The sequence below is a fragment of the Mesorhizobium robiniae genome (assembly GCF_040545535.1).
In the GTDB taxonomy this organism is placed as follows: Bacteria; Pseudomonadota; Alphaproteobacteria; order Rhizobiales; family Rhizobiaceae; genus Mesorhizobium; species Mesorhizobium robiniae.
This window is the reverse complement of record NZ_JBEPMC010000007.1, coordinates 198,169-222,512: the sequence shown is the minus strand read 5'-3', so window position 1 is coordinate 222,512 and position 24,344 is coordinate 198,169. Positions and strand designations below refer to the sequence as shown.

Genomic DNA, 24,344 nt, shown 5'->3' with positions numbered 1-24,344 from the left:
ATTACTGCGTCCCGGCCGTCGCTTCGCCCAACAGCTTTTGGATGGTCGCCTGGTCGGCCTCGACCGGCTTGATCACTTCGCCTTCGGTCACCAGTTCCTGACCGGCGACGATGACACGCGCATCGGCCGGAATGCCGCCGAGCACCAGGCCGGTTGGCGTGTCGTCGACCAGGTCGATCGGGAAGAACACGACCTTGTCGTCCTTGTCGACGGCGCGAATGCCGAGATCGCCCTTGTCGCCGAGCGTGACCACCGATCGCGGCAGCATGACGGCGTCGGTCGGTTGCGCGCTCAGCGCGATCTCGGCCGTCATCCCGGCTGGGATGGTGCCCTCGGGATTAGGGATTGCGATCTCGACGCGAAAGGTGCGAGTGGCCGAGGAAGCGTCGCGGCTGATATAGCGCACCGTGCCCTCGACATTCTGGCCGCTGACCAAACGTACATTCGCCTTGTCGCCGATCTTCAGAAAGCCGAGATCACGTTCGCTGACTTCGCCGCGGGCAATTACCGGATCGAGCTTCAGGATGGTCGCCACCTCGCCGCCCTGCATCACCGAGCTGCCGAGTTCCACCGGCACCCGGTCGATGACGCCGTCGAACGGTGCCTTCACCTCGTTACGGTCGAGCTCGGCTTGCGCCGTTTCCAACAGGGCTTGCGCCGAGGTCAAATTCGAGCGGGCAGTATCGAGCTGCAGCTTGGGCAGATTGCCGGTTTTCATCAGCCGAAGGGCTGCAGCGAGCTCGGCCTGACGCTGCACGACAAGCTGCTTGGCATTGTCGACCGCCGAGATTTTTTCCTCGGCGGCAAGCATCAGCACCAGGTCGCCCGTCTTGACGTGCTGGCCTTGGCTGACGGGCAACTTGTCGATGACGCCGGCAACGCGCGTCGCCAGGACCGCGCGCTTGTCGGCTTCGGTCAGCCCGGAAATCCGAATGGCGCGCGCATAGGTGCGCCGCGGCGGGGTTATGACCGCGACGGTGCGCAAGGCGGCCTTGGGCTGTTCTGCCTCGGTGGGCTTGGGCTTACCCGCCTCAGCCGCCTTTGGCTGCTCCCCCGCCTTGGGTTCGTTGTCGGCAGCCGCGCTACCGACGGACGAGAACTCGCCCGTCACCATCCAGGCAGCGAACCCGACAAGCACAACAATGGCTGCAAGCTTGTGAAACCTGTATTTCGGCATCGTCGTTTTTCCAGTGCGCGGGGTTCGGCCAGACCGTGTCTTCAACTACCGCGTCTTCTAACTCGGGCGCGGCGCCGATATGGGTGCGCGCAAGGCCGTGTTCAATTTGCCGTGATCGGCGAGCTGCGCTTCTACATCAAAGTTGCACCGCAATATAGTCAGAAAAATTGCGGCAACATTACTTCGCCGGAAGGACGCGCTCGCTAATATAAGGCGCATTGGATCGGCATGGTCGTTCGTCTGCAACATCGCATTGGGCCCAACGGGAATGCGAAACACCGTGTAAACCGCGTCCCACACGGGCAAGTCATGGGCTGCGCTTGACTGTCATCGGTGCCGTGCCTGGCTTGCTAATGCCGTTGGGAAAGGCGGCGTCGAAGCAGCGTGGCAGCAGCTGTCAGCATGGTGGAAAACAGTTTCATGCAAAGGTCACCTCCTTCGACAAGGGCAGAGTACGGATGCGCTTGCCGGTCAGCGCGAAGACGGCATTGGCGAGTGCCGGTGCCGCCGGCGGCGTGCCGACCTCGCCGACACCACCCATCTTGTGAAAATTTTCCAGGATAGCGACTTCGAACGCAGGACACTGGGAGATGCGCATGGCGTCGTAGTCGTGAAAATTCGACTGTTCGACCATGCCGTCCGCGAAGGTGATTTCCTGACCCATCGCCGCCGACAGGCCATAGATGGCGGCAGAAATGAGCTGTGCCTCGATAATGCCGGGATCGAGTGCGGTGCCGACATCGGCGGCGATCCACACCTTCTCGATGCGGATGCCGGCAGGCGTGTCCGCGACCTGGACGATCTCGCCGACCCAGCTGCCGAAGGACAGCGAAAAAGCCATGCCCTTGGCCTTGCCGGCGGGCAGCGCCTCGCCCCATTTCGCCATCTCGGCGACCTTTTCGACCACCTTCACCGCTGCCGGGTAGGCAGCCATCAGCTTCTTGCGCAGTTCGACCGGGTCGGTTTTCCCGGCGACGGCGATCTCGTCCAGAAATCCTTCATGGAAGAACCCGTTGATTGAACTGCCGACCGATCGCCAGGAGCCGACGGGGATGGAGACGGGCGCAGCGACGCCGGTCACCCGGTAGTTCGGGATCGTATAGGGCTGGTTAAAGGCTCCGTCGACGATGGACTTGTCGGGACCGAGCGGCGATATCGAGGGAAACAGCCGGCGCAAGGTGCTGGCTATCAGCGATGGCGAGGCGATTGTCATGTCGACGGCGATCGGCATGCCGTCGCCGCCAAGCCGCGCCTGGAATTTACCGACAGAAGCCGGCCGGTACGCGTCGTGGCGCATGTCCTCCTCGCGTGTCCAGATCACCTTGATCGGCCGGCCTGCCGTTTCTTTCGCCATCAGCGCGGCACAGAGCGCAAAATCCACCTCGACACGTCGGCCAAAGCCGCCGCCCATGAATGTGGTATGCACGCCGACCTTGTCCTGTTCGATGCCGACAGCATTGGCGCAAAGCTGGCGCACCAGGGTCGGCGCCTGGTTGCCGCACCAGATGTCGAGGACGCCGTCCTTCAATTGCGCCGTGGCGTTCATCGGCTCCATCGTCGCATGGGCCAGATAGGGCACCGCGTAGTCGGCCTCGACTATTCTTTCGCGCGGCGCGTCGGCGAAGGCAGTATTGACATCGCCATCGTCGCGCATCGCCGACCCTTTGGTTCTAAGCGCCTGCTTCAAGGCTTCGGAAATGGCGGCGCTGTCCAACGGATATTCGGGATCCGCCCATTCGGCGTCGATCGCCTCCGCCGCCTTGAACGCCGCCCAGGTGTTTTCGGCGATGATGCCGAAGCCGTGGCCGTAATTCGTTTCGATCGGCACGATCTTGATCACGCCAGGCATTTTCTCGGCCTTGGAGAAGTCCGCCTTGACCGGCTTGGCCCAGAACCGCGGGCTCATCTTGACCGTGCCGTACAGCATGTCCGGCAGCGTCACGTCGATGCCGAAGATCGGCGCCCCGGTGACCTTGGCCAGCATGTCGACGCGTTTTTGCGCTTTGCCGAGCAGTTTCCAGTCGGCTTTGTCCTTGAGCCTGACATCCGCAGGCGGCGGCATCGTCGCAGCGGTCGCGGCGACGGCGCCATAGGTCACCGACTTGCCTGACGCCTTGTGCAGGACCGTGCCATTGGCTGTTTCCAAATCGGTCGCGGCTACACCGAACTTTTGCGCGGCCGCAGCAATCAGCATCTGCCGAGCGGCGGCGCCTGCTTGCCGCATCTTGTCGAAACCGTCGCGCGTCGAGGCCGAGCCGCCAGTGCCCTGGAGGGCGAGGAATTTTCCGACGACGCCCATGCCGGCGCGCACTGCTTCGGCGGTCATGCTTTCGTCGAAGAAGGCGAACGGACCGCCCTCTTCCAGGATCGCCGTGTTGTAGTAGGCGTAAGCGGCCGGGCCATGCTCGACCTTGACCTGATCGAGACTGACATCGAGCTCTTCGGCAACCATGGCGGCAAGCGTCGTCGAGATGCCTTGGCCCATCTCGGCTCTCGGCGCGACGACGGTGATGGTGTTGTCGGCGCCGATCTTCACATAGGGATTGAAGGTCGCTTCACCGGCCGCGAGATCACCTTCCAGCGGATTCGGATAGGGTTTGCGGTAGTAATAATAGCCGACGGCGACGCCGCCCGCGACGGCGGCCGCGCCGATGAGAAACGTGCGGCGGGCGATCTTTCCGATACTGGCCATGGTCAGATCCCCGCCGTCTTGAGCACGACCGCTCGTTTGATCGCCGCGCGAATCTTCGGATAGGTACCGCAGCGGCAGAGATTGCCGCCCATGGCATTGTCGATGTCGGCATCGGTCGGGTCGGCGATCTCGTCGAGCAGCGCCACCGCACTCATGATCTGGCCGGCCTGGCAGTAGCCGCACTGGGCGACCTGCTCTTCCAGCCATGCCTGCTGCACTGGATGCAGCTTGCCTTCGGCGCCGATGCCTTCGATCGTGGTGACCGCGCCGGTGACTTCGCCGACCGGCAGCGAGCAGGAGCGGACGGGCTGGCCGTCGATATGCACCGTGCAGGCGCCGCAAGCGGCGATGCCGCAGCCGAATTTCGGCCCGGTCTTGCCCAAGAGGTCGCGCAGCGCCCACAGCAACGGCATTTCCGGATCGGCATTGATGTCGAGTGCCTGCCCGTCGACAGTGAGGCGCATGGGGATACCCTTCGTTGTCGTCCACAGCCCAAGGCGAATGGCCGATTGGTCATTCGTCCTTATACATCTTGACAAATTTCGTTATTTTGTCAATAGAGTTGCGGCAGATAGTGTTTGCCAATGATCGAGATCGAAGACATCGCCGACATAGACCCCAAACGCGCCCGTATCCTCGACGGCGCGATGAAGGTGTTTTTGGCCTATGGCTTCGCCCGCACCACCATGGACGACATTGCACGTGCCGCCGACATGTCGCGGCCGGCGCTCTACCTCCAATTCAAGAACAAGACCGACATTTTCCGCGCCATAGCCATGATGCTACTCGGCCGTTCGATCGAGCAGGCGAAAACGGCGCTTGCCGGCGACGGCGCCTTCGCCGACCGCATGACGCGGGCCATCGACGGAGCGCTGATCTCGATGATGCGCACCGTCGTCACCTCGCCGCATGGCGCCGAACTCCTCGACATGAAGTCGAGTGTGGCCGATCTGGTCGGATGCTGGCGCGGCGGTCTTGTCGAGCATGTCGCCACGGCAGTCGAGAACGAGGCCAGGAGAAACGGCGCCGACCTCACCGCCAGAGGCCTGTCGGCAAGACTGCTGGCCGACATGCTGCTTGACGGGCTGGAAGGCATGAAGACGCGCATCAGCGATCCGGACGAGCAACGACAAGCCGCCGCCGCCCTGATCAGGGTGATCGATCTAGCCCTGAAAAAAGGCTGACGTCCCCAAACGCCTCAGACTTGGCGGCGCGCCGCCTCGGGCTTCTTGCGCGCCGCGAGGAACGCCTTCACCCGCCGGCCCGGCGCCGGACGGCGTACCGGCTTGAAGCCGTCGTCGAGCTCGCCGGAGAGATCGAGCGTCGGCCGCTTGCCGACGGCGTCGTAATTCTCCTCCAGCCAGTCGCTGGCGGCGGTGCGGCCGAGGTCGCGCAGATAGGTCAGGAACGCCCATTCGGCATTGACCTTGGACGATGCCGACAGGTCCTTGAACGCCTCATCGGCATCGATCCGGTGCATGCGGATGTCGCGGTATTCGCCATGCGGCAGCCGGCCGGCGGCGATCAGCTCCTTAACGAAGGCGATCGAGCGGAATTCGCGCAGCAGCCCGGCGTTGAAGGTGATCTCGTCGATGCGGTTCTGGATTTCGTTGGCGCTCTTCGGCGTCCCCTCGCGCACCACCGGATTGATCTGCACCAACAGCACGTCCTCGGTGGCAGCCGTCTTGAAGAATGGAAACAGCGCCGGATTGCCACCATAGCCGCCATCCCAGTAGGGCACGCCCTTGATCTCGACGGCGCGGAACAGCTGCGGCAGGCAGGCCGACGCCATGACCGTGTCGAGGTCGATCTCGCCATCGGAAAAGACGCGCAACTGTCCGGTCTCGACATTGGTCGCGGAGATGAACAACTCCATCGACTTGCAGGCGCGCACATTGCCGAAATCGATCTCCTGCTCGATCACGTCGCGCAGCGGGTTGAGGCCGAGCGGGTTGGCGACATAGGGCGAAAACACCCGCGACATGGTATCGAAAAAGAGGTAGCCGGGCGTATTCTCGATCGACCAGTTGCCCCAGGCCACGTCCCACGGCATGCGCTGCACCGGGCTGAAGCGGCCCTTCAGCGCCACCGCTCGCCAGAAATCGTCGAGCTTGCGCCGCGCGCCCTCGACGCCGCCGCGCACGAAACCGTCGGCCAGCGCCACCGCGTTCATGGCGCCGGCGCTGGTGCCCGACACCGCCGCGATCTCGAGCCGCCCGTCCTCCAGCAGTCGGTCGAGCACGCCCCACGAAAAAGCGCCGTGCGAGCCGCCACCCTGCAGTGCGACGTTGATCTTCTTGGGCTCCTCCGCCTTGCCGTTTGTCGTCATGGCGTTGCCCTTTGTGTGTCCAGACTTGTTTCGCAATTCACTGGGCGGTCCAGCCGCCGTCGACTGAGATATGCGTGCCGTTGATCTGCGCCGCCGCATCGGAACACAGGAATACGGCGGCTGCCGCGACCTGCTCGACCGTGACGAATTCCTTGGTCGGCTGCTTTTCGAGCATGACCTCGCGGACCACCGTGTCGCGATCCATTTTGTTGGCCTTCATCTGGTCGGGGATCTGCGCCTCGACCAGCGGCGTCAGCACATAGCCGGGGCAGATGGCGTTGCAGGTGATCTTGTCGCGCGCCAGTTCCAACGCGACCGTCTTGGTCAGCCCCATAATGCCGTGCTTGGCCGAGACATAGGCCGACTTGAACGGCGAGGCGACCAGCCCGTGGGCCGAGGCGATGTTGACGATCCTGCCGCCGCCGGCTTCTCTCATCAGCGGGATGGCGGCGGCGATGGTGTGAAACGCCGACGACAAATTAATGGCGATGATCGCATCCCACTTCTCGGTCGGAAATTCTTCCACCGGCGCGACATGCTGGATGCCGGCATTGTTGACCAGAATGTCGACCGAACCGAATGTCTCGGCTGCCTTCGCAACCAGCGCCCGGCATTCGGCCGGCTTCGACATGTCCGCCTTGATATAGGCAGCCCTGACCTTGTGATGTTTGGCAATCGCTTCGGTGATGGCCCGGTCGTCGGCCGTGTCGGAGAAGGAATTGACGACGACGTTGCAGCCTTCTGCCGCGAGTGCATGGGCGATAGCCAGACCGATGCCCGAGGTGGAACCCGTGACGATGGCGGTTTTTCTGCTGGGCAAGGCGAAATCCTTCGGTAGGGTGCTAACGGGAACATATTGCAGTGCAGCATATATGTCTCGTGTGGCGCAAGAACAGCGGCACGGATCGGCGACGACATGAAATTTTTGTCATGAAGATGCCGTTCTCACTCGAAGTTGGGCCTCTGACAGGCTGCGTGAAACCAGTTTTGTCAGCGCTCCGGGCAGCCTCTTTGGATGCTCCTAAGATTTGGTTTTGGCTGGAATGGTCATCTGGCTCATGAAAAGATGCAGAGCGCTCTGCACAGCGAGGGATGACGGCTCGGACGGATGCCACTCCGGAAAATGGCCATCAATCGCCATGCGCGCCAACCATAGACAAAGGCACGCGCGGCAAGCACCAGATGATCGAGATCAGTGTCTGACACGGGCCGCTGAGGATGGTTTCGGCCGGACCTTGTCCGGCCGGTGATCACGACATGGTGTCGAGCTTGCGCTGCATGGCGGCGATCTGTTCCTTCAACTCCTGAAGGTCGTCGGGTTTTTCCGATGCTTCTTTCCTGGCTGGCTCTGCCGGCGCTGCAGAAGAGCCATTCGAGCCTGCGGGTGGGAAGGGCGTGAACAGGCGCATGGCGTTCTGGAACATCTCCATGTTGCGGCGCGTCTGTTCTTCCAGCGCCTTGATGGGCGTGGCGATCTTCATCATGTCGAGCGGTGACTTGCCCAAGGCACCCTTCATCTGCTCGCGGAAGCGCTCTTGTTCCTTTGAGAAGGCGATCATCGACTGCTCGAGGAAGCTCGGCACGATCATCTGCATCTGGTCGCCGTAAAAGGCGATCAACTGGCGCAGGAACGGAATGGGCAACATGTTTTGGCCATCCTTGTTCTCCAGTTCGAAGATGATCTGGGTCAGCACGGGATGGGTGATGTCGTCGCCGGTCTTGGCGTCCTGGACGGTGAATTCCTCGCCTTTCTTGACCATTTCGGCAAGATCCTCGAGCGTCACATAAGTGCTGGTGCCGGTGTTATAGAGGCGGCGATTGGCATACTTCTTAATGATAATCGGTTCGTCTTTCGCGGCCATCAATATCCTCCCGGGACACCGGCACACTTGAGTAAGCAGCCGATAACGATTGCGCTTTTCAAGGATATGCGCAAAAGCGTCACAATTCCAAGTGGTTTGTGCAGTGCGGGATCGATTAATGCTGCATGGCGGGCTAAATATGCTGCGCAGCAACGGGCGGGCTGTTTCCATGGCGATGCGCAACCTGCTTGCGGCGCATAACCGGCATGCCCATTTCCGGTTTGACTTGGGTCATGGAAAGGGCAAGAAAAGTCGTTAACCGCACCTCAATTCGACCCCGAAGTCTGGAGAAGAACATGTCCGCTTCCAATGCCATTGTCGTCGCCAGCGCGGCGCGCACGCCCGTCGGTTCCTTCAACGGCGCCTTTGCCAACACACCGGCCCATGAACTGGGCGCCGTCGCCGTCAAGGAAGCGCTCGCCCGTGCCGGCGTCGACGGTAAGGAGGTCGATGAGGTGATCCTCGGCCAAATCCTGACCGCGGCTCAAGGCCAGAACCCGGCGCGGCAGGCGGCGATGGCGGCCGGCGTACCGCAGGAAGCGACCGCCTGGGGCCTCAATCAGCTCTGCGGCTCGGGCCTGCGCGCCATCGCACTCGGTATGCAGCAGATCGCCCAGGGCGATGCAAAAATCATCGTCGCCGGCGGTCAGGAATCGATGTCGATGGCGCCGCATGCCCAGCACCTGCGTGGCGGCGTCAAAATGGGCGACTTCAAGCTGATCGACACCATGATCAAGGACGGCCTGACCGACGCCTTCTATGGCTACCACATGGGCAACACGGCCGAGAACGTCGCCAACCAGTTCCAGATTACCCGCGACGACCAGGACCAGTTCGCCGTTGGCTCGCAGAACAAGGCCGAGGCCGCCCAGAAGGCCGGAAAATTCAAAGACGAGATCGTTGCCTTTACTGTCAAGGGCAGGAAGGGCGACACCATTGTCGACCAGGACGAGTACATCCGCCACGGCGCCACGCTCGAGGCGATGACCAAGCTGAAGCCCGCCTTCGACAGGGAAGGCACGGTGACCGCCGCCAATGCCTCCGGCATCAACGACGGCGCCGCTGCCGTGGTGCTGATGACCGAAGCCGAAGCCGCCAAGCGCGGCATCACGCCGCTGGTGCGCATCGTTTCCTGGGCAACCGCGGGGGTCGATCCGCAAATCATGGGCACTGGGCCTATTCCCGCCTCGCGCAAGGCGCTGGCCAAGGCCGGCTGGTCGGTCGGCGATCTTGACCTGGTCGAGGCCAATGAAGCCTTTGCCGCACAGGCCTGCGCCGTCAACAAGGACATGGGCTGGGACCCGTCCATCGTCAACGTCAATGGCGGCGCCATCGCCATCGGCCATCCGGTCGGCGCCTCGGGCGCCCGCATCTTCAATACGCTGGTCTACGAGATGCGCCGCAGAAGCGCCAGGAAAGGCCTCGCCACGCTGTGCATCGGCGGCGGCATGGGCGTTGCCATGTGCGTGGAAGCACTGTGAGAGCCATATGCGAAGCCGTGAAGACAGACTGAGCAAGCCATGAAATAGTCGGTGGCGAACGGGGTCCAATCGCCGTCAGAGCGATCCCATTCGTCGCCCGCCGCTCATGGAGTAAAGGGAGGAGAAATATGACAAGGGTAGCGCTCGTCACCGGTGGGTCGCGCGGTATTGGCGCCGCGATTTCGATCGGCCTGAAAAATGCCGGTTACCAAGTCGCCGCGAATTATGCCGGCAATGACGAAGCGGCGCAAAAATTCAATGCGATGTCAGGCATCCCGGTCTATAAATGGTCGGTCGCCGACTACGATGCCTGCGCCGCCGGCATCAAGCAGATCGAGGCCGATCTCGGCCCGGTTTCCGTGCTGGTCAACAACGCCGGCATCACCCGCGACGCCATGTTTCACAAGATGACGCGCGAGCAGTGGAAAGACGTCATCGACACCAATCTGTCCGGCGTCTTCAACATGACGCACCCGCTGTGGGGCGGCATGCGCGACCGCAAGTTCGGCCGCGTCATCATCATTTCCTCGATCAACGGCCAGAAAGGCCAGACCGGCCAGGTCAATTACTCAGCCTCCAAGGCCGGCGACATCGGCTTCACCAAGGCCTTAGCGCAAGAGGGTGCTCGCGCGGGCATCACCGTCAATGTCATCTGCCCCGGCTATATTGCCACCGAAATGGTCATGGCGGTGGCGGAAAAAGTGCGTGAATCGATCATCGCCCAAATCCCAATTGGCCGGCTCGGCGAGGCGGAGGAGATCGCGCGCTGCGTGGTCTTCCTCGCTTCCGAGGACGCCGGCTTCATCACCGGCTCGACCCTCACCGCCAATGGCGGCCAGTATATTACCTGAGGCAGACACGCGCGGGGAGACCGGTCCGCATCCGCCAACGGCTCCTCGTCGCGAGATCTCGATACAAGGCCCTGCTCCAATCCGGCACGCAATCGTTAACGGCGACGCCACGGCATGTGCAAAACCCTGTTAGCCACCTGTGGATTCTCGGTGGAAAACCTGTTCACGACACAACATGTTGGGGTGAACAAAACGGGAAAAGCGCGCCAGCGCTGATTCGTCGCCGTTTCGTTCCGGCTTTGGCCGGAGAATTAACGACAAAGGCGGAAAACAGCCCCCGAACCGTTAAGGCGCGTTAGGAAAGGTCAATAATTTCATAATGTTGGGCGGCTCTCGTCAGTCTGCATCGATCGTTCACCGGCAAATGTTAAGAACGACGTCTGCCCTGCATGAATCGGGCCAGTTCAGCGATTCAGCATGTGGTGAGATTCGCCGGCAAAAATCCCAGATATAGCCGTGAACAAACCCTGAATCAGTTGGAGTCAGCGATTCGTAGCTGATTCGTTCCAGACTCGTTCCAAGTGTTAATCAGGACCGGTTGACGACGCCGGACGAGAAGCTTCGACCTGCCATCGGAACATTCCGCTTTCGCTTCGCGCCCGAAATCCCTATGTGTCGGCTGTCACACGCGCCAACACGGGGCGCGCACCCGACAATGCGAGGCAGAGAGCCTTATTTCCAGGTCGATGAACATCCAGCCGAAACATACAGAGCCGCTGATCCTGTCCGGTCGCGACGTGACCGCCGTGCTCGGCCCCACCAACACTGGCAAGACCCATCTCGCCATCGAGCGCATGGTGGCGCATGAAAGCGGCATCATCGGCCTGCCGCTCAGGCTGCTCGCCCGCGAGGTCTATTCGCGCGTCTGCGAGAAGGTCGGCGCTCACAAGGTGGCGCTCATCACCGGCGAGGAGAAGATCCAGCCCGACGGCGCCAGATATTCGGTCTGCACGGTGGAAGCCATGCCGCGCCAGACCGACGCCGCCTTCGTCGCCATCGACGAGGTCCAGCTGGCCGGCGATCTCGAGCGCGGCCACATCTTCACCGACCGCATCCTGCATCTGCGCGGCCGCCAGGAGACGCTGCTGCTGGGTGCTGCCACCATGCATGGCATTCTCCAGCGCCTGCTGAAGGGCGTGTCGGTGGTGACGCGGCCACGGCTGTCGCATCTCGCCTATGCCGGCTCGAAGAAGCTGACCCGCCTGCCGCGACGCACGGCGATCGTCGCCTTTTCCGCCGACGAGGTCTATGCCATTGCCGAACTGATCCGTCGCCAGCAAGGGGGTGCGGCCGTCGTGCTCGGCGCGCTATCGCCCCGCACGCGCAACGCGCAGGTGGAGCTGTTCCAATCGGGTGACGTCGATTACCTGGTCGCCACCGATGCGATCGGGATGGGCCTCAATCTCGATCTCGATCATGTCGCCTTCGCCCAGAACCGCAAGTTCGACGGCTACCAGTATCGCAACCTGACCGCGGCGGAACTCGGCCAGATCGCCGGTCGCGCCGGCCGGCATTTGCGCGACGGCACCTTCGGCGTCACCGGCCAGGTCGATCCGCTGGACGAAGATCTGGTCAAGAAAATCGAAGGTCACGAGTTCGACCCGGTGAAAGTGCTGCAATGGCGCACCGCGCAATTCGATTTCGCCAGCCTCGATGCGCTGAAGCGTTCCACCGAGACCAACGCGCCGGTCGAAGGCCTGACGCGTGCGCTGCCGGCGGTGGATGCGCAGGCGCTCGAACATTTGTCCCGCGACGAGGACATAAGGGCACTTGCCACCGACGCCAGGCGCGTGGCGCTGTTGTGGGAGGCCTGCGCTCTCCCAGACTACAGGAAAATCGCACCGGCCCAGCATGCCGACCTGATCGCCTCGATCTATATGGACCTTGCCAGGCATGGCCATGTCGATGAAAATTACATGGCCGAGCAGGTGCGCCGTGCCGACACCACCGAGGGCGATATCGACACGCTGTCGCACCGGATTGCCCAGATCCGCACCTGGACGTTCGTTTCCAACCGGCCCGGCTGGCTGGCCGATCAGGCACACTGGCAGGAAAAGACGCGCGAAATCGAAGACAGATTGTCGGATGCGCTGCATGAGCGGTTGACGAAACGCTTCGTAGACCGCAGGACTTCCGTCCTCATGCGGCGCCTTAGAGAAAATACCATGCCTGAAGCCGAAATTAGCCCAACCGGAACCGTCCTCGTCGAAGGCCACCACGTCGGCGAGTTGCAGGGGTTCCGCTTCACTGCCGACCAGAGCGCCGGCGGCGAGGACGCCAAGGCGGTGCGCACAGCGGCCCAGAAGGCACTTGCAGCCGAATTCGAAGCGCGGGCCGAACGCTTCGGCGCTTGCGCCAACGGCGACATCGCGCTGGGCTCCGACGGCACGCTGCGCTGGATCGGCGCGCCGATCGGCACGCTGGTCGCAGGCGACGAGCCGTTGAAGCCGCGCCTTGTGCTGCTGGCCGACGAACAGCTCACCGGACCCGCCCGCGACAAGGTTGCGGCGCGCGCCGAGCGCTTCGTCAATTTCCAGATCGAGTCCTTGCTGAAGCCGCTGGTCGACCTCAAGAACGCCGAGCAGATCACCGGTATCGGCCGCGGCATCGCCTTCCAGCTCGTCGAAAATTTCGGCCTCATCAACCGCCGCGACATCGCCGAGGAGATGAAGTCGCTCGACCAGGAAGGCCGCGCCGCCCTTCGCCGGCTCGGTGTACGCTTCGGCGCCTACCACGTCTTCGTCCCGGCGCTGATCAAGCCGGCCCCGGCCGGACTGGTGACGCTGTTGTGGGCGCTGCAGAACGACGGCAAGGACAAGCCCGGCTTTGGCGACGTGGTTCACGCGCTGGCCTCCGGCCGTACCTCAGTGGTGATCGACCCCACATTCGATAAGACATTCTACAAATTGGCCGGCTATCGCAATCTCGGCCGTCGTGCGGTGCGCGTCGACATTCTCGAACGACTGGCCGACCTGATCCGGCCCGCAACCAACTGGAAGCCTGGACTCGGCCAGCGCCCCGACGGCGCCTATGACGGCCAGTCCTTCATGGTGACGCCGCCGATGATGTCGATCCTCGGCGCCACCGCCGACGACATGGAAGAGATTTTGAAAGGCCTCGGCTACCGGGCCGAGCCGAAGCCGGCGATCGAGGTGAAGGCCAGGCTCGAAGCACAGGACAATGCCGCGCGTGAAGCCGCCGCGGCCAAGCAGGCGGCGCAAGAACAAGCCGAGCAGGCCAAGGCAGCGGAAGCCGCGATTGCGGACGCAGCCGCCGTGGCGCAGGCCGAGAGTTCGGGAGCGGATGCGGCTGCCGTGGCAGAGGCCACAGCCGAAGTTACCGCGGAACCCGCCATCGAAGCGGAGCCCGTCGCGGAAGCTCAGCCGGAAACTCCGGCTGAGGTCACGGAAGAGGAGCTGCCTCCAGCCGAAGCCGCAGCTGAAATGCCCGCGGTATCAGCGGCTCAGCCGGAGGCAGAACCCGAAGCCGCCGAGGTTGAGGTCGCACCGGCAGAGCCGGCTTCCGAATCCTCGCCTGTAACGGAAGCAGTGTCGGCGGAACCTGCCGCGGCGGCGGAAGCCGCCACCGGCGAGGCCGCGCCAGAGGTTCCAGCAGAGGCCGAGGAACCAAAACCTATTCTGTTGTGGCGGCAGGGCCGCTTCGATCAGCGCCCGCGCCACCGCCATCACGACAACAGACCTCGTGACAATCGCCCGCGCAACGGGCAAGCCGCGCGCGACGGCCGCGGCGACGCGCCGGCGGATGCCACCGGCGGACAACCGGCCGGCGCTCCTGGCGGCCGCCCCACCCATGAAGGTCGCCGCGACGGCGCCGGCAAGCCGCGCTTCGACCGCAGCAAATTCAAGCCCAAGCCCCAGGGCGAGCCGGGAGAGCGGCGCGACGGCAAGCCGCAGGGCGAGCGTTCCGATCGTCGCGAAAGCCGGCCCGACTGGAAGGGCGGCAGGCAGGACGGCAAGGGTGGCGCGCCAGGTGGAAAGCCCGCGTTCCAGCCTAAGCCTCGCGAGGAGCGTCCCGTGCGCTTCGACCCGGATTCGCCCTTCGCCAAGCTCGCCGCGTTGCGCGACCAGCTGAAGAAGTAAGTTCGCTCGCTCCGATGGTCGCTGAAGGCCGCCAGCGCATCGACAAATGGCTGTTCTTTTCGCGTGCGGTGAAATCGCGCTCGCTAGCAGCGAAGCTGGTGGTGGCCGGACGCGTCCGCGTCAATCGCGACAAAGCAGCGCAGGCCTCCGATATGGTCCGGGTCGGCGACGTCCTGACCATCACTCTCGAGCGGCGCATCTTCGTCTGGAAGGTGCTCGGCACAGGGAGCCGGCGCGGTCCGGCCGAGGAAGCGCGCCTGCTCTACGAGGATATGTCGCCACCGCCGGTACCAAAGGGCGAGGCCGTTCCCGATGCGATTCCCGTGCTGCGCGATGCCGGCAGCGGCCGCCCGACCAAGAAGGAACGCCGGGAAACCGACCGGCTATTCGGCGAAGATTGACGCACAACGGCTTTCGCGGCGCCAACCGCTCCGGAATTCCATTCCGGAACATCGGCATCGCGCGCAACGGCTGCCCTTGCAAGCGGCAGGTAAAGGCGTTACCTGACCAAAAAAAGTCCAACAAAAGCGGGACGTCCCGGAGCCGACTGATGACCTATGTCGTGACCGACAATTGCATAAAATGCAAATACATGGACTGCATCGAGGTCTGTCCGGTCGACTGTTTCTACGAAGGCGAGAACATGCTCGTCATCCATCCCGACGAGTGCATCGACTGCGGCGTCTGCGAACCGGAATGCCCGGCCGATGCGATCAAGCCGGACACCGAGCCCGGTCTCGACAAATGGCTGCAGATCAACACCGAATACGCTGACAAATGGCCCAACATCACTGCCAAGAAGGAGCCTCCGGCCGACGCCAAATCCTTCGATGGCGAGGCTGGCAAGTTCGAGAAATATTTCTCCGCCGAGCCCGGCGAAGGCGACTGACCAGACCGCTGATTCAGCCAGCATAACGCAGCGTAAGGGGCATGGTGCTTTAACTGCCTTGACAGGCGGCGGTCGTGCATGGCCTTCGCGCGTGCAGCAAAACCTTGATTCTTCCGACTTTTTGTGTTATATCAACCAAACATGCCGGTGACACAACGTCGATTTATGGCGCAAACGCCCCAAATCACTGAAAGGTGAATTTCTCAATCCGGACCAGAGTGATCTGGGGCAGGCAGTCGCGATCATGCGGTTTGCCGGCCTCGGCTTTTCCGGCGGGTTCATCGTTGTGCGGCTAACGATCGGTTACCGATCGCGCGAGTTCGGCCGGCAGAATGCCGGTACCACACCAAGGAGTTCATGGCGTAATGGCAACAATCACCCCGCAGAAGAAGTCCAGTGCAGCGCGTCACGGTTTTAAGACCGGCGAGTACATCGTCTATCCGGCGCATGGCGTCGGCCAGATCGTCTCGATCGACGAGCAGGAAGTTGCGGGCCACAAGCTGGAATTGTTCGTCATCGACTTCCAGAAGGACAAGATGCGCCTGAAGGTGCCGGTTGCCAAGGCAACTTCCATCGGCATGCGCAAGCTGTCGGAAGAGGATTATGTCGATCGCGCGCTGAAGGTCGTGCAGGGCCGCGCCCGCGTCAAGCGCACCATGTGGTCGCGCCGCGCCCAGGAATACGATGCGAAGATCAATTCCGGCGACCTGATCTCGATCTCGGAAGTGGTGCGCGACCTCTACCGCGCCGACAACCAGCCGGAGCAGTCCTATTCCGAGCGCCAGCTTTATGAGGCGGCACTCGACCGCATGGCGCGTGAGATCGCGGCCGTCAACCGCATGTCGGAAACCGAGGCGGTGCGTCTCATCGAGGTGAACCTCAACAAGGGGCCGAAGCGCGGCGCCAAGGCCGACAACGAAGAAGCCGAGCAGGAAGAAGCTGCCTGATCGCTTCTCGGCCTAAAATTCGGAAAAACCCGGCCTCGCGCCGGGTTTTTTGTTTTGGGATAGGATGCTTAGCGCGGGGCAGTCTCTCATCAGCTAATCGAATAGTATCGGAGTGTTGCCCTCATCCGCCGACGGCCAGTAGCAGCGCATACAGGCGAAGACCTAGCTTTTGCCGCCGCCTTCCTTCTCCGCCTCCTGTTTCAGCGTCGCGATGAACCGCTTGGTTCGCTGGCGCTCCGGATTGCTGAACAGAACAGCGGCGGGGCCTTTCTCGACGACGGCGCCGGCGTCGAGGAACACCACCTCCTGCGCGATCTTGGAGGCGAGGCGCAGGTCGTGCGTCGCCATCACCATGGTAGTGCCCTCGCGGGCGAGCTGGCTGAGCACGTCGACCACCTCCTGCGCCAGTTCCGGGTCCAGCGCCGAGGTCGGCTCATCGCACAACAGCACTTTCGGCGATGGCGCCAGCGCCCGGGCAATCGCCACGCGTTGCTGCTGGCCGCCTGACAGCGTCGCCGGCCAGGCATCGGCCTTGTGCACCATGCCGACCTTTTCGAGCAGAGCGAGCGCCCGCTCGCGCGCCCTCGCCGCCGGCCACTTCAGCACCGTCACCAGCCCCTCCATGACATTCTCGATCGCGGTGCGGTGTGGAAATAGCTGGAAATTCTGGAACACCATGCCGGTCTGCAGCCGCAGGCGCCGGATGGCCGTTGCGGAAACCTTGCCGCCGGGGTGGAATTCGAGCGCGTCGTCGCCGATGCGCACCGTGCCCGAAGTCGGGATCTCGAGCAGATTGATGCAGCGCAGAAGCGTGCTTTTCCCGCCGCCCGAGGGACCGACAAGGGCGGTGACGCTGCCCTCCTCGATGGTGACGGTCACCCCCTTCAGCACGAGGTTGTCGCCGAAGCGCTTCTCGATGTCGGTGAGACCGATCATGAGCGCGCCTCCAGGAAGCCGCCATAGCGGTTGAGCCGCTTTTCCAAGCGCGTCTGCAATGCCGATAGCACGGAGCTCAGCGCCAGATAGAGGGCCGCCGCCTCGATGTACAGGATCAGCGGCTCATAGGTGGTGGCGACGATGCGCTGCGCCGCCTGGAACATTTCCGGCACGGTGATGGCGGCGGCCAGCGATGTGTCCTTGACCAGCGAGATGAAGGTGTTGGACAGCGGCGGCACTGCGACGCGGCCGGCCTGCGGCAGTATGGTGCGCCGCATCGCCTGGCTCCAGGTCATGCCGATCGAATAGGCCGCCTCCCACTGCCCCTTCGGCACCGAGCCTATGACGGCACGGATGATTTCCGACGTATAGGCGCCGATGTTGAGCGTGAAGCCGATCAACGCGGCTGAAAAAGCGTCGAGCAGGATGCCGACCGAGGGCAGGCCGTAGAAGATCAGGAAGAGCTGCACCAGAAGTGGCGTGCCACGGAAGATCCAGACGTAGAAGCGGACCACGGCGACCAGCGGCTTCGGGCCGAACAGCCGGACAAGCGCCGCGACCAGTCCCACGAAGAGGCCAAATGCGAACGACAGCAGCGTCAGCGGCACGGTGAAGATCAGCGCGGCCCATAGCAGCGTGGGCAACGAGTCCAGCATCAATTGCAGCCAGTGCGGCACGAAAACCTCCTTGCGAGATTGCCGCCCAAAACAGGCCCGGCAGCATCGAGGCGCGATCATACGGTCGTCATATCACGCGAAAAGCGGCGGCCGTCAAAGACGGCTCGCCGCGATACTTGCCATGCGGGCCGGCAAAAAGCCCGCTCAGTGAAATGCGCTTACTTCGAAACGTCCTGACCGAAATAGGTGTCGGCGATCTTCTTGTAGGTGCCGTCGGCCTTGATGTCCGCCAGCGCCTGATTGATCGCGGCGACCAGCTCCGGATCGCCCTTGCGCACGATCACGCCGGAATAGTCGGCGTTTTCTTCCTGGGCGGCGATCTTCACATTGGCGTCGGGCTTGTGCTTCTTGAAATCGAGGAACGACAGGCTGTCGTTTATGGTCGCGTCGGCGCGGCCGGTAAGAAGCAGCTGGATCGACTGGTCGAAACCATCGGTGCCGACGAGCTCGGCGCCGTTCGTTTCAGCCAGCTTGCCGAAATTCGAGGTCAGCGACTGCGCCGCCGTCTTACCCCTAAGGTCGGCAAAGCTCTTGATGTCGGTGTTGTCGCCGCGCACGATCAGCACCGCCTTGGAAGCAATGTAGGGATCGGAGAAATCATACTTGGCCTTGCGCGCCTCGGTGATGCCGACCTGGTTGACGACGGCGTCATAGCGCTTGGCATCGAGGCCGGCGATCAGCCCGTCCCATTTGCCCTCGAGGAATTCGGCCTTGACGCCGAGGCGCTTGGCGATCGCCTGGGCGATCTCGACATCGAAGCCGACCAACGCGCCCGAGGCATCATGATAGGTGAAGGGAGCATAGGTGCCTTCGGTGCCGATCTTGAGGACACCGGCCTGCTTGATCTGATCGAGATTGGCGCCAGCATGGCCTGATGTGACGGCCAGAACCTGCAATGTTGCGACGACGATGAGCGATTTAAGCCATTTCATTTTTCTGTGATCCCGTCCTTGGCCGGTGCCCGGCACATTCTAAGCGCCGGAAACTGACAGATACGGGCTGGCAAAATAAGGAACCAGATTTCAAAAATGAGCCGCTTCCGAAATCCAATTCTCACAACCGTTCGAATCACGCCAACCCGCCACATAGCGACCGCCGTGATGGGTTTTTCTGACAGCCCAATCCACGCGACATCAGCAGCGGAACCATTCACCCGCATGGCACGTTCTTGGCTGTTGTAGGGCGCGGCGTCGCCAATTCAACCACGATGCCAGCTCAGGGTCGAGCGATCGCACCGCAACGCCCGGAAGAGGGAGCGCGGCATGATGGAAGATACGGCAGGGCGAACCATGGTCCGCGCGGCGATGAAAGCCCCCTATCTCGAACGCGACGAGGAGCACGTGCTCGCGTTGCGCTGGAAGGAAGACAACGACCAGCAAGCGCTGCACCAAATCGCCATGGCGCATATGCGGCTGGTCATTTCCATGGCCTCGAAGTTCCGCCACTATGGCTTGCCCTTGGGCGACCTGGTCCAGGAAGGCCATGTCGGCCTGCTGGAGGCGGCGGCCCGTTTTGAACCGGAGCGCGAGGTGCGATTTTCGACCTATGCGACATGGTGGATCCGCGCCTCGATGCAGGACTATATCCTGCGCAACTGGTCGATCGTGCGCGGCGGCACCAGTTCGGCGCAAAAGGCACTGTTCTTCAATTTGCGGCGCTTGCGCGCCCGCTTGGCAAATGGCGCCGAGCCGATCTCGAACACCTCGCTCTATCGTGAGGTGTCGGTAGCGCTCGGCGTGTCCGAGGCCGACGTGGCGATGATGGATTCCCGCCTTTCGGCACCGGACAGCTCACTCAACCAGCCGCTCGCCGATGATTCCGGCGCCACCGAACGGATGGAATTCCTCGTTTCGGACGATCCTTTGCCGGACGAGGTCGTGGGTGACACGATCGACGTCGAACGCCGCTCTCTCTGGCTGAAAACGGCGCTCGGCGCGCTTAATGCGCGCGAGCTCAGGATTATCGAGGAGCGTCGGCTGAGCGACGAGGGCGCGACGCTCGAAGCACTCGGCGAGGCGCTCGGCATCTCCAAGGAGCGCGTCCGCCAGATCGAGGCACGCGCCATGGAAAAGCTCAAGGTGGCGCTGGTGAAGCAGAACCCCGAGTTTTTGGCGACAGCCGCCTAGCGTAGCCTTGACTGCCCGCGACCGCTCATGAGTGTTTCGGCCGGCGAAGGCCGGAAGCGCGGGAAACCGCCGTTTGCGGGCCGGCATCACCTGAATATCGACACACCCTACCTGTCGGTGATGATCTTGACCTTATCGCCGGCCGAAACGGCAGCACCGGGCGACATCGCATTGAGCACCCGGAACAGGTCGAGCTTGCGGTCGACGCCGACCATCTGCGCGGCGAGCGAACCCATGGTCTGTCCGGGCTGCACCGTGACGACGCGGACATGCAGCGGCTTCAGCGCCGCTTTCTCCGCCGCACTCAACACGCGGAAGGAACCGCTGACGGAGCGCGCCACCGAGTCCAGCGTGGTGCTGGCGGAGGGGGCTGCCGTCAACAGCCGATAGACCTGGCCGCCGGCTCGGATCACCGCGATGTCGAACTGCCAGCCCTCGGCGCTGGCATGCGCCGTCGCCGCCTCGTTGCCGTTGATCGTTTGCTGGCGCACGCTGCTTTCATCGAGCCCAGCCACCCAGCCGCTGCGGATGTAGTCGGTCAGCGAGCGGCTCTTGTCGATCGAAACGCCGTCGAAGCGGATCGCTATGTCGCCCGGCCCGGTTGCCGTCACCGCCGCAGCCGAGTTGTCGATGATGAAGCCATCGGGCACCGAGAACGACACGCCGAGCCCCGGATGGAGGAAGGTTTCGCCACGCACATAACCTTCCTCCGGCGTGTCGCCATAGAGCAGGCCGTCTATGCCGGCGAGGAAGGGGTCACGGTCGCGCGTGCCGACGCCAGGGGCGCCGAACTGGCGGGCATGGCGCTGCGCCAGATCGATGCGCTGCGGCGTGTTGGGATGCGTCGCCAGGAAGTCGAGACTGGCGTCGGTGGCGCCGCTGATCGAGCGGAAATCGGTGTAGGCCGACATAGACTGCAGGAATCGGCCGGCGGCAAAGGGATCGAAGCCCGCCTCGCCGATCGACTTGATGCCGATGCCGTCGGCCTCCAGCTCCTGATTGCGCGAGAACTGGGCAAGCCGCAGCTTGCCGCGGATCAATGCCGCCTTGGCGGTCGGGCTGTCGCCGAGCACATCCGAGACAACCTTGGTTGCAAACCCTTCCTCGGCTTCGAGCTGCTGGCGCTGCAATCCGTGGTTTGCAGTGACGTGGCCCATCTCATGCGCGATGACCGCGGCGAGTTCGGCCGAATCGTTGGCCAACGCCAACAGGCCGCGCGTGATGTAGAGATAGCCGCCCGGCAGCGCGAAAGCGTTGACGTTGGGCGAATTGAGGATGGTGATACGGTAGGTTTGGGTCGGATTGGCTGACACCACAGTCAGGCTGCCGACGACCTTGGCGACCATACGCTCGAGCTTGGGATCGGAATATTCGCCGCCATAGGTGGCGAGGATGCGCGGGTGCTGCGCCTTCGCCATTTCGGCGAGCTTGCTGTTGGCGGCGACGTTGTCGACCGTGACCGGTTTGCTGGAAGGCTGGAAGCCAGATTCCTGGACGTCCGGAGGCGTGAACATCTGGCAGCTTGCCAGCGCCATGGCAAAGCCGGCCAGCGCGAGGAAGCGCGCCAGCGGTTTCCTTTTCACTCTGTCGGTGCCAGTCGGCAGAACAGCTTCCTTTCGGGTCTCGGCACATGACTCCCGAAAATCGGGCATCGATTTCCGAAGGACCATGCGCAAATCAACTGCCACAGCTTCCCGTCTACGAGCACGCGCGGCACGTAGCGGCAAATCACAGCCTATGCCGGACCAGTATCGGAGGACCTAGCCACACTACTTTGACCATGGCAAGCAAGCGCCACATCGCCTGAAGCCGGTTTGGCCGTAAATTATGTCCGCTTCCGGGCAATATCTCGTGATTCGGCGCCAAACGAACCTGCACCGATATAGCGCCTGAAGGCTTCCGGTCCAGCCTTGGTGAAAAAATCGGCGACAGCCCCGGTTGCGGCAACCGTGCCATTGTCCAGGAACACCATGTCCTGGCCGATACGGTGCGCGTCTTCCGGCTGATGCGTGACGAACAGCACCGTCATGCGCCGCTCCGCATGGACGCTGGCTACCAGATCGAGCATGTCGTCGCGCAAGGCCGGCCCGAGCGAAGCGAACGGTTCGTCGAGCAAAAGCACCGGCCGGTTGCGCACCAGCACGCGGGCGAGCGCGACGCGCTGCCGCTCGCCACCGGAGAGCTCGCGGGGCAGACGCTGTTCCTTGCCGGCAAGGCCGACGCGCTTGAGCGCCTCGGCGATTGCCGCGCGGTCGGCTTCGGTCAGCCTGAGTGTCGGCGAGCGGCCAAGACCGACATTTCGTTCGACCGAAAGATGCGCAAAGAGATTGTTTTCCTGGAACACCATCGATACGGGTCGTGTCGATGGTGGTTTGGCGCCGACATCGGCGCCACCGATCAGCACACGACCCGATCGCGGCGTCTCGAAGCCCGCCACCAGATTGAGCAGCGTCGATTTTCCCGAGCCGCTCGGCCCCATGATCGCGGTAATCTTCGAGGCAGCGAATTCGACATCGAACAAAAACGGCGTTTCACTATGGCTGAACGAGACCTTTTCCAGCCGCACAGCCGTACCGTTTTCCGTGCTGTTGAGCGTCATATCTTTTCTCCCCGCCCCAGCCGATCCGCGACCAGGACAAGCGCGAGACAGACCAGGCCGAGCAGCAACGCCAGGCCTGCGGCGTCCATCGTACGGTAATTGCCCATGCGCGCCAGCAAGAGATAAGGCAGCGTCTGCAGGGCGTCGCTGCCAAACAGGGCAATGACACCGAGATCGCCGAGCGACAAGGCCATGGCAAAGGCGAAACCGGTGGCGAGCGGCCGCCGCAGCGACGGCCAGTCGACCAGCCAAAAACGGCTCCAGCCCGAAATGCCAAGCAGCAGACAGAGCCGTTCGTGGCGTTCGCTTGCCGCATCATAGCCGGGGCGAATGGCGCGGATGGCAAACGGCATCGCCATCACCGCATTGACGGTGACGACCATGACAGGAGCGATGGCAAAGACATCGCTGACGGTACGCAAGAGCAGGAACCAGCCGGCGCCGATGACGATGGGCGGCACGACGAGGACGAAGCCGGCGCCGGTATCGGTGGCATGTTCGAGCAGCGTCTTGGCGCCGGCGCTGCGCTTCAAGGCCAGCGCCCTTCGCGCCATGACGAGCGACAGCGACAGCGCGACTGAAAGCAGCGCCGCCAGCAAAGCGAGCACGGCGCTGGTCAGCGTCGCTTGCCGCACCGCGCTCTCGCCCGCCAGCCGGCCGAGATCGGCGCCAAGGCCCGACATCACCGTGGCCGCCATCGGTCCGGCGACGAACAGCAACGCCAGAACGATCAATGTTGTGTTCAGCACGGTCTCGGGAAGGCCGGCCGAAAGATACCGGCGCTGCGCCACCGGCAGGTTGGCATCGCCGACGGTGTTGGCGCCAAGCCGCATCAGTGCCAGCACCACGACGAAGGTCAACGCGATCTGCAGCAGCGTCAGCGTGACGGCGCGGGCGGGATCGAAATCGAAACGCAGCGCCTGGTAGATGGCGACCTCCAGTGTCGTCGCGCGCGGCCCGCCGCCCAGCGTGAGCACGATGGTGAAGGATGTGACGCAAAGCATGAAGACAAGCCCGGCGACCCCCGGCAGTGCCGCGCGCAGCGTCGGCCATTCGATCAGCCGGAAGGCGGGTCTGGCGCCCATGCCGAGCTGGCTCGCCAGTCGCCACTGGTCGACCGGCACGGTACTCAGCGCCTCAAGGAACAGCCGCGTGGCCAGCGGCAGGTTGAAGAAGACATGGGCGACGAGGATGCCGGACAGGCCGTAGATGCCCGGCCAGCCCTGACCGCCAATCGCGCTGAGCACACCGGCGAAATAGCCGGCACGGCCATAGAGGGCCAGAATGCCGAGCGCTGCGACGATAGCCGGCAGCGCAAGCGGCACGGCGAAGAGCTGCAGGATGAAGCCGCGGCCGAAGAAACGCGGATGCCTCGACAGCGCCCGCGCAACAAACAACGCCGGCACGACGGAAAGCAGCGTCGAGAGAAGCGCCTGCCACAGGGTGAAACGGGCGATGCGGAAGAGGTAGGAATCAAAGGCCAAGGCGGCGCCGGACGGGTCGCGCACGCCTTCGACGACGAGACCGGCAAACGCACCACCGATCAGCAATGCGATGGCGGCGAGCGCGAGGGTGCCGGCTGTGACGCGGGAATCCGATGATGGCGCGCGTTGCACGCTAGACCACCAGATTCGAGATTCTTAGCGAGGATTGCGTTCCTTCGCGCCCCCCTCTGTCC

Annotated in this window: 20 protein-coding genes; 8 read left to right on the top strand and 12 right to left on the bottom strand. The window is 63.1% G+C overall.

The features are described 5' to 3' along the window. Window position 1: 1 nt before the first annotated feature. The 3 genes from ABID19_RS20615 to ABID19_RS20605 form a co-directional block, all read right to left on the bottom strand. Entirely contained in the window at window positions 2-1,177 is a 1,176-nt protein-coding gene (locus ABID19_RS20615; RefSeq protein WP_354492808.1) for an efflux RND transporter periplasmic adaptor subunit, read from the bottom strand. Between the two features lie 418 nt (window positions 1,178-1,595). Further along, a complete protein-coding gene (locus tag ABID19_RS20610) occupies window positions 1,596-3,869 on the bottom strand; it encodes a xanthine dehydrogenase family protein molybdopterin-binding subunit (RefSeq protein ID WP_354492807.1) in 2,274 nt (757 codons plus the stop codon). A 2-nt stretch (window positions 3,870-3,871) separates the two neighbouring features. Then, window positions 3,872-4,333 (bottom strand): (2Fe-2S)-binding protein, encoded by a 462-nt coding sequence (locus ABID19_RS20605; RefSeq protein ID WP_354492806.1) that lies wholly within the window; start codon window positions 4,331-4,333, stop codon window positions 3,872-3,874. A 120-nt stretch (window positions 4,334-4,453) separates the two neighbouring features. Here ABID19_RS20605 and ABID19_RS20600 point away from each other — a divergent pair, with 120 nt between their 5' ends. Then, entirely contained in the window at window positions 4,454-5,053 is a 600-nt protein-coding gene (locus ABID19_RS20600; protein ID WP_354492804.1) for a TetR/AcrR family transcriptional regulator, read from the top strand. A 14-nt stretch (window positions 5,054-5,067) separates the two neighbouring features. On the opposite strand, the gene ABID19_RS20595 is transcribed toward ABID19_RS20600, so the two are convergent. The 3 genes from ABID19_RS20595 to phaR form a co-directional block, all read right to left on the bottom strand. Continuing rightward, window positions 5,068-6,198, bottom strand: a complete 1,131-nt coding sequence (locus ABID19_RS20595; RefSeq protein WP_354492802.1) for a patatin-like phospholipase family protein — start codon at window positions 6,196-6,198, stop codon at window positions 5,068-5,070. 37 nt (window positions 6,199-6,235) lie between these two features. Next, the gene (locus tag ABID19_RS20590) at window positions 6,236-7,018 is read right to left on the bottom strand and encodes a 3-hydroxybutyrate dehydrogenase (RefSeq protein ID WP_354492801.1); all 783 of its coding nucleotides are present in this window, start codon (window positions 7,016-7,018) and stop codon (window positions 6,236-6,238) included. A 430-nt stretch (window positions 7,019-7,448) separates the two neighbouring features. Next, window positions 7,449-8,060: a polyhydroxyalkanoate synthesis repressor PhaR gene (gene phaR / locus ABID19_RS20585; RefSeq protein WP_354493012.1), complete on the bottom strand. Its 612-nt coding sequence runs from the start codon at window positions 8,058-8,060 to the stop codon at window positions 7,449-7,451. A 296-nt stretch (window positions 8,061-8,356) separates the two neighbouring features. Between phaR and ABID19_RS20580 the strand changes: the two genes are divergently transcribed. From ABID19_RS20580 to ABID19_RS20555, 6 genes are all read left to right on the top strand, one after another. After that, complete coding sequence (locus tag ABID19_RS20580; RefSeq protein ID WP_354492799.1) at window positions 8,357-9,541, top strand: acetyl-CoA C-acetyltransferase; 1,185 nt, start codon at window positions 8,357-8,359, stop codon at window positions 9,539-9,541. A 128-nt stretch (window positions 9,542-9,669) separates the two neighbouring features. Next, window positions 9,670-10,392, top strand: a complete 723-nt coding sequence (gene phbB, locus ABID19_RS20575; protein ID WP_354492798.1) for an acetoacetyl-CoA reductase — start codon at window positions 9,670-9,672, stop codon at window positions 10,390-10,392. Between the two features lie 686 nt (window positions 10,393-11,078). Then, window positions 11,079-14,492 (top strand): helicase-related protein, encoded by a 3,414-nt coding sequence (locus tag ABID19_RS20570; RefSeq protein ID WP_354492796.1) that lies wholly within the window; start codon window positions 11,079-11,081, stop codon window positions 14,490-14,492. A 14-nt stretch (window positions 14,493-14,506) separates the two neighbouring features. Next, window positions 14,507-14,893, top strand: a complete 387-nt coding sequence (locus tag ABID19_RS20565; RefSeq protein ID WP_354492794.1) for an RNA-binding S4 domain-containing protein — start codon at window positions 14,507-14,509, stop codon at window positions 14,891-14,893. A 149-nt stretch (window positions 14,894-15,042) separates the two neighbouring features. Next, entirely contained in the window at window positions 15,043-15,381 is a 339-nt protein-coding gene (gene fdxA / locus ABID19_RS20560) for a ferredoxin FdxA (protein WP_095487362.1), read from the top strand. Window positions 15,382-15,746: 365 nt separating this feature from the next. Beyond that, on the top strand, window positions 15,747-16,328 hold the full coding sequence (locus ABID19_RS20555; RefSeq protein ID WP_027152934.1) for a CarD family transcriptional regulator: 582 nt from the start codon (window positions 15,747-15,749) through the stop codon (window positions 16,326-16,328). A gap of 162 nt (window positions 16,329-16,490) precedes the next feature. On the opposite strand, the gene ABID19_RS20550 is transcribed toward ABID19_RS20555, so the two are convergent. The 3 genes from ABID19_RS20550 to ABID19_RS20540 form a co-directional block, all read right to left on the bottom strand. After that, the gene (locus ABID19_RS20550) at window positions 16,491-17,264 is read right to left on the bottom strand and encodes an amino acid ABC transporter ATP-binding protein (RefSeq protein ID WP_354492792.1); all 774 of its coding nucleotides are present in this window, start codon (window positions 17,262-17,264) and stop codon (window positions 16,491-16,493) included. Next, window positions 17,261-17,941: an amino acid ABC transporter permease gene (locus ABID19_RS20545; RefSeq protein ID WP_029348816.1), complete on the bottom strand. Its 681-nt coding sequence runs from the start codon at window positions 17,939-17,941 to the stop codon at window positions 17,261-17,263. Before ABID19_RS20545 ends, ABID19_RS20550 begins: the two co-directional genes overlap by 4 nt. A 158-nt stretch (window positions 17,942-18,099) precedes the next feature. Next, entirely contained in the window at window positions 18,100-18,873 is a 774-nt protein-coding gene (locus tag ABID19_RS20540; RefSeq protein ID WP_354492791.1) for an amino acid ABC transporter substrate-binding protein, read from the bottom strand. Window positions 18,874-19,203: 330 nt separating this feature from the next. On the opposite strand from ABID19_RS20540, the gene ABID19_RS20535 reads away from it, so the two are divergent. Continuing rightward, window positions 19,204-20,067, top strand: a complete 864-nt coding sequence (locus tag ABID19_RS20535) for an RNA polymerase factor sigma-32 (protein WP_352928114.1) — start codon at window positions 19,204-19,206, stop codon at window positions 20,065-20,067. Window positions 20,068-20,174: 107 nt separating this feature from the next. On the opposite strand, the gene ABID19_RS20530 is transcribed toward ABID19_RS20535, so the two are convergent. The 3 genes from ABID19_RS20530 to thiP all read right to left on the bottom strand — a co-directional run bounded on the left by ABID19_RS20530 (window position 20,175) and on the right by thiP (window position 24,282). Then, entirely contained in the window at window positions 20,175-21,602 is a 1,428-nt protein-coding gene (locus ABID19_RS20530; RefSeq protein WP_354493011.1) for a M48 family metalloprotease, read from the bottom strand. Window positions 21,603-21,892: 290 nt separating this feature from the next. Continuing rightward, window positions 21,893-22,666, bottom strand: coding sequence for a thiamine ABC transporter ATP-binding protein (thiQ, locus tag ABID19_RS20525; RefSeq protein WP_354492789.1), 774 nt, complete (start codon window positions 22,664-22,666; stop codon window positions 21,893-21,895). Next, entirely contained in the window at window positions 22,663-24,282 is a 1,620-nt protein-coding gene (gene thiP, locus ABID19_RS20520) for a thiamine/thiamine pyrophosphate ABC transporter permease (RefSeq protein WP_354492787.1), read from the bottom strand. The genes thiQ and thiP overlap by 4 nt, the downstream gene beginning before the upstream one ends. Window positions 24,283-24,344: the final 62 nt, after the last annotated feature.

Excerpts from the sequence above, each read along its gene's own strand:
- ABID19_RS20535 (WP_352928114.1), top strand. The coding sequence starts at position 19,204 with ATGATGGAAGATACGGCAGGGCGAACCATGGTCCGCGCGGCGATGAAA.
- thiQ (WP_354492789.1), bottom strand. The coding sequence starts at position 22,666 with ATGACGCTCAACAGCACGGAAAACGGTACGGCTGTGCGGCTGGAAAAG.
- ABID19_RS20555 (WP_027152934.1), top strand. The coding sequence starts at position 15,747 with ATGGCAACAATCACCCCGCAGAAGAAGTCCAGTGCAGCGCGTCACGGT.
- ABID19_RS20580 (WP_354492799.1), top strand. The coding sequence starts at position 8,357 with ATGTCCGCTTCCAATGCCATTGTCGTCGCCAGCGCGGCGCGCACGCCC.
- ABID19_RS20615 (WP_354492808.1), bottom strand. The coding sequence starts at position 1,177 with ATGCCGAAATACAGGTTTCACAAGCTTGCAGCCATTGTTGTGCTTGTC.
- ABID19_RS20550 (WP_354492792.1), bottom strand. The coding sequence starts at position 17,264 with ATGATCGGTCTCACCGACATCGAGAAGCGCTTCGGCGACAACCTCGTG.
- phbB (WP_354492798.1), top strand. The coding sequence starts at position 9,670 with ATGACAAGGGTAGCGCTCGTCACCGGTGGGTCGCGCGGTATTGGCGCC.
- ABID19_RS20595 (WP_354492802.1), bottom strand. The coding sequence starts at position 6,198 with ATGACGACAAACGGCAAGGCGGAGGAGCCCAAGAAGATCAACGTCGCA.
- ABID19_RS20610 (WP_354492807.1), bottom strand. The coding sequence starts at position 3,869 with ATGGCCAGTATCGGAAAGATCGCCCGCCGCACGTTTCTCATCGGCGCG.
- ABID19_RS20570 (WP_354492796.1), top strand. The coding sequence starts at position 11,079 with ATGAACATCCAGCCGAAACATACAGAGCCGCTGATCCTGTCCGGTCGC.
- phaR (WP_354493012.1), bottom strand. The coding sequence starts at position 8,060 with ATGGCCGCGAAAGACGAACCGATTATCATTAAGAAGTATGCCAATCGC.
- ABID19_RS20565 (WP_354492794.1), top strand. The coding sequence starts at position 14,507 with ATGGTCGCTGAAGGCCGCCAGCGCATCGACAAATGGCTGTTCTTTTCG.
- ABID19_RS20540 (WP_354492791.1), bottom strand. The coding sequence starts at position 18,873 with ATGAAATGGCTTAAATCGCTCATCGTCGTCGCAACATTGCAGGTTCTG.
- ABID19_RS20600 (WP_354492804.1), top strand. The coding sequence starts at position 4,454 with ATGATCGAGATCGAAGACATCGCCGACATAGACCCCAAACGCGCCCGT.
- ABID19_RS20530 (WP_354493011.1), bottom strand. The coding sequence starts at position 21,602 with ATGGCGCTGGCAAGCTGCCAGATGTTCACGCCTCCGGACGTCCAGGAA.
- fdxA (WP_095487362.1), top strand. The coding sequence starts at position 15,043 with ATGACCTATGTCGTGACCGACAATTGCATAAAATGCAAATACATGGAC.
- ABID19_RS20605 (WP_354492806.1), bottom strand. The coding sequence starts at position 4,333 with ATGCGCCTCACTGTCGACGGGCAGGCACTCGACATCAATGCCGATCCG.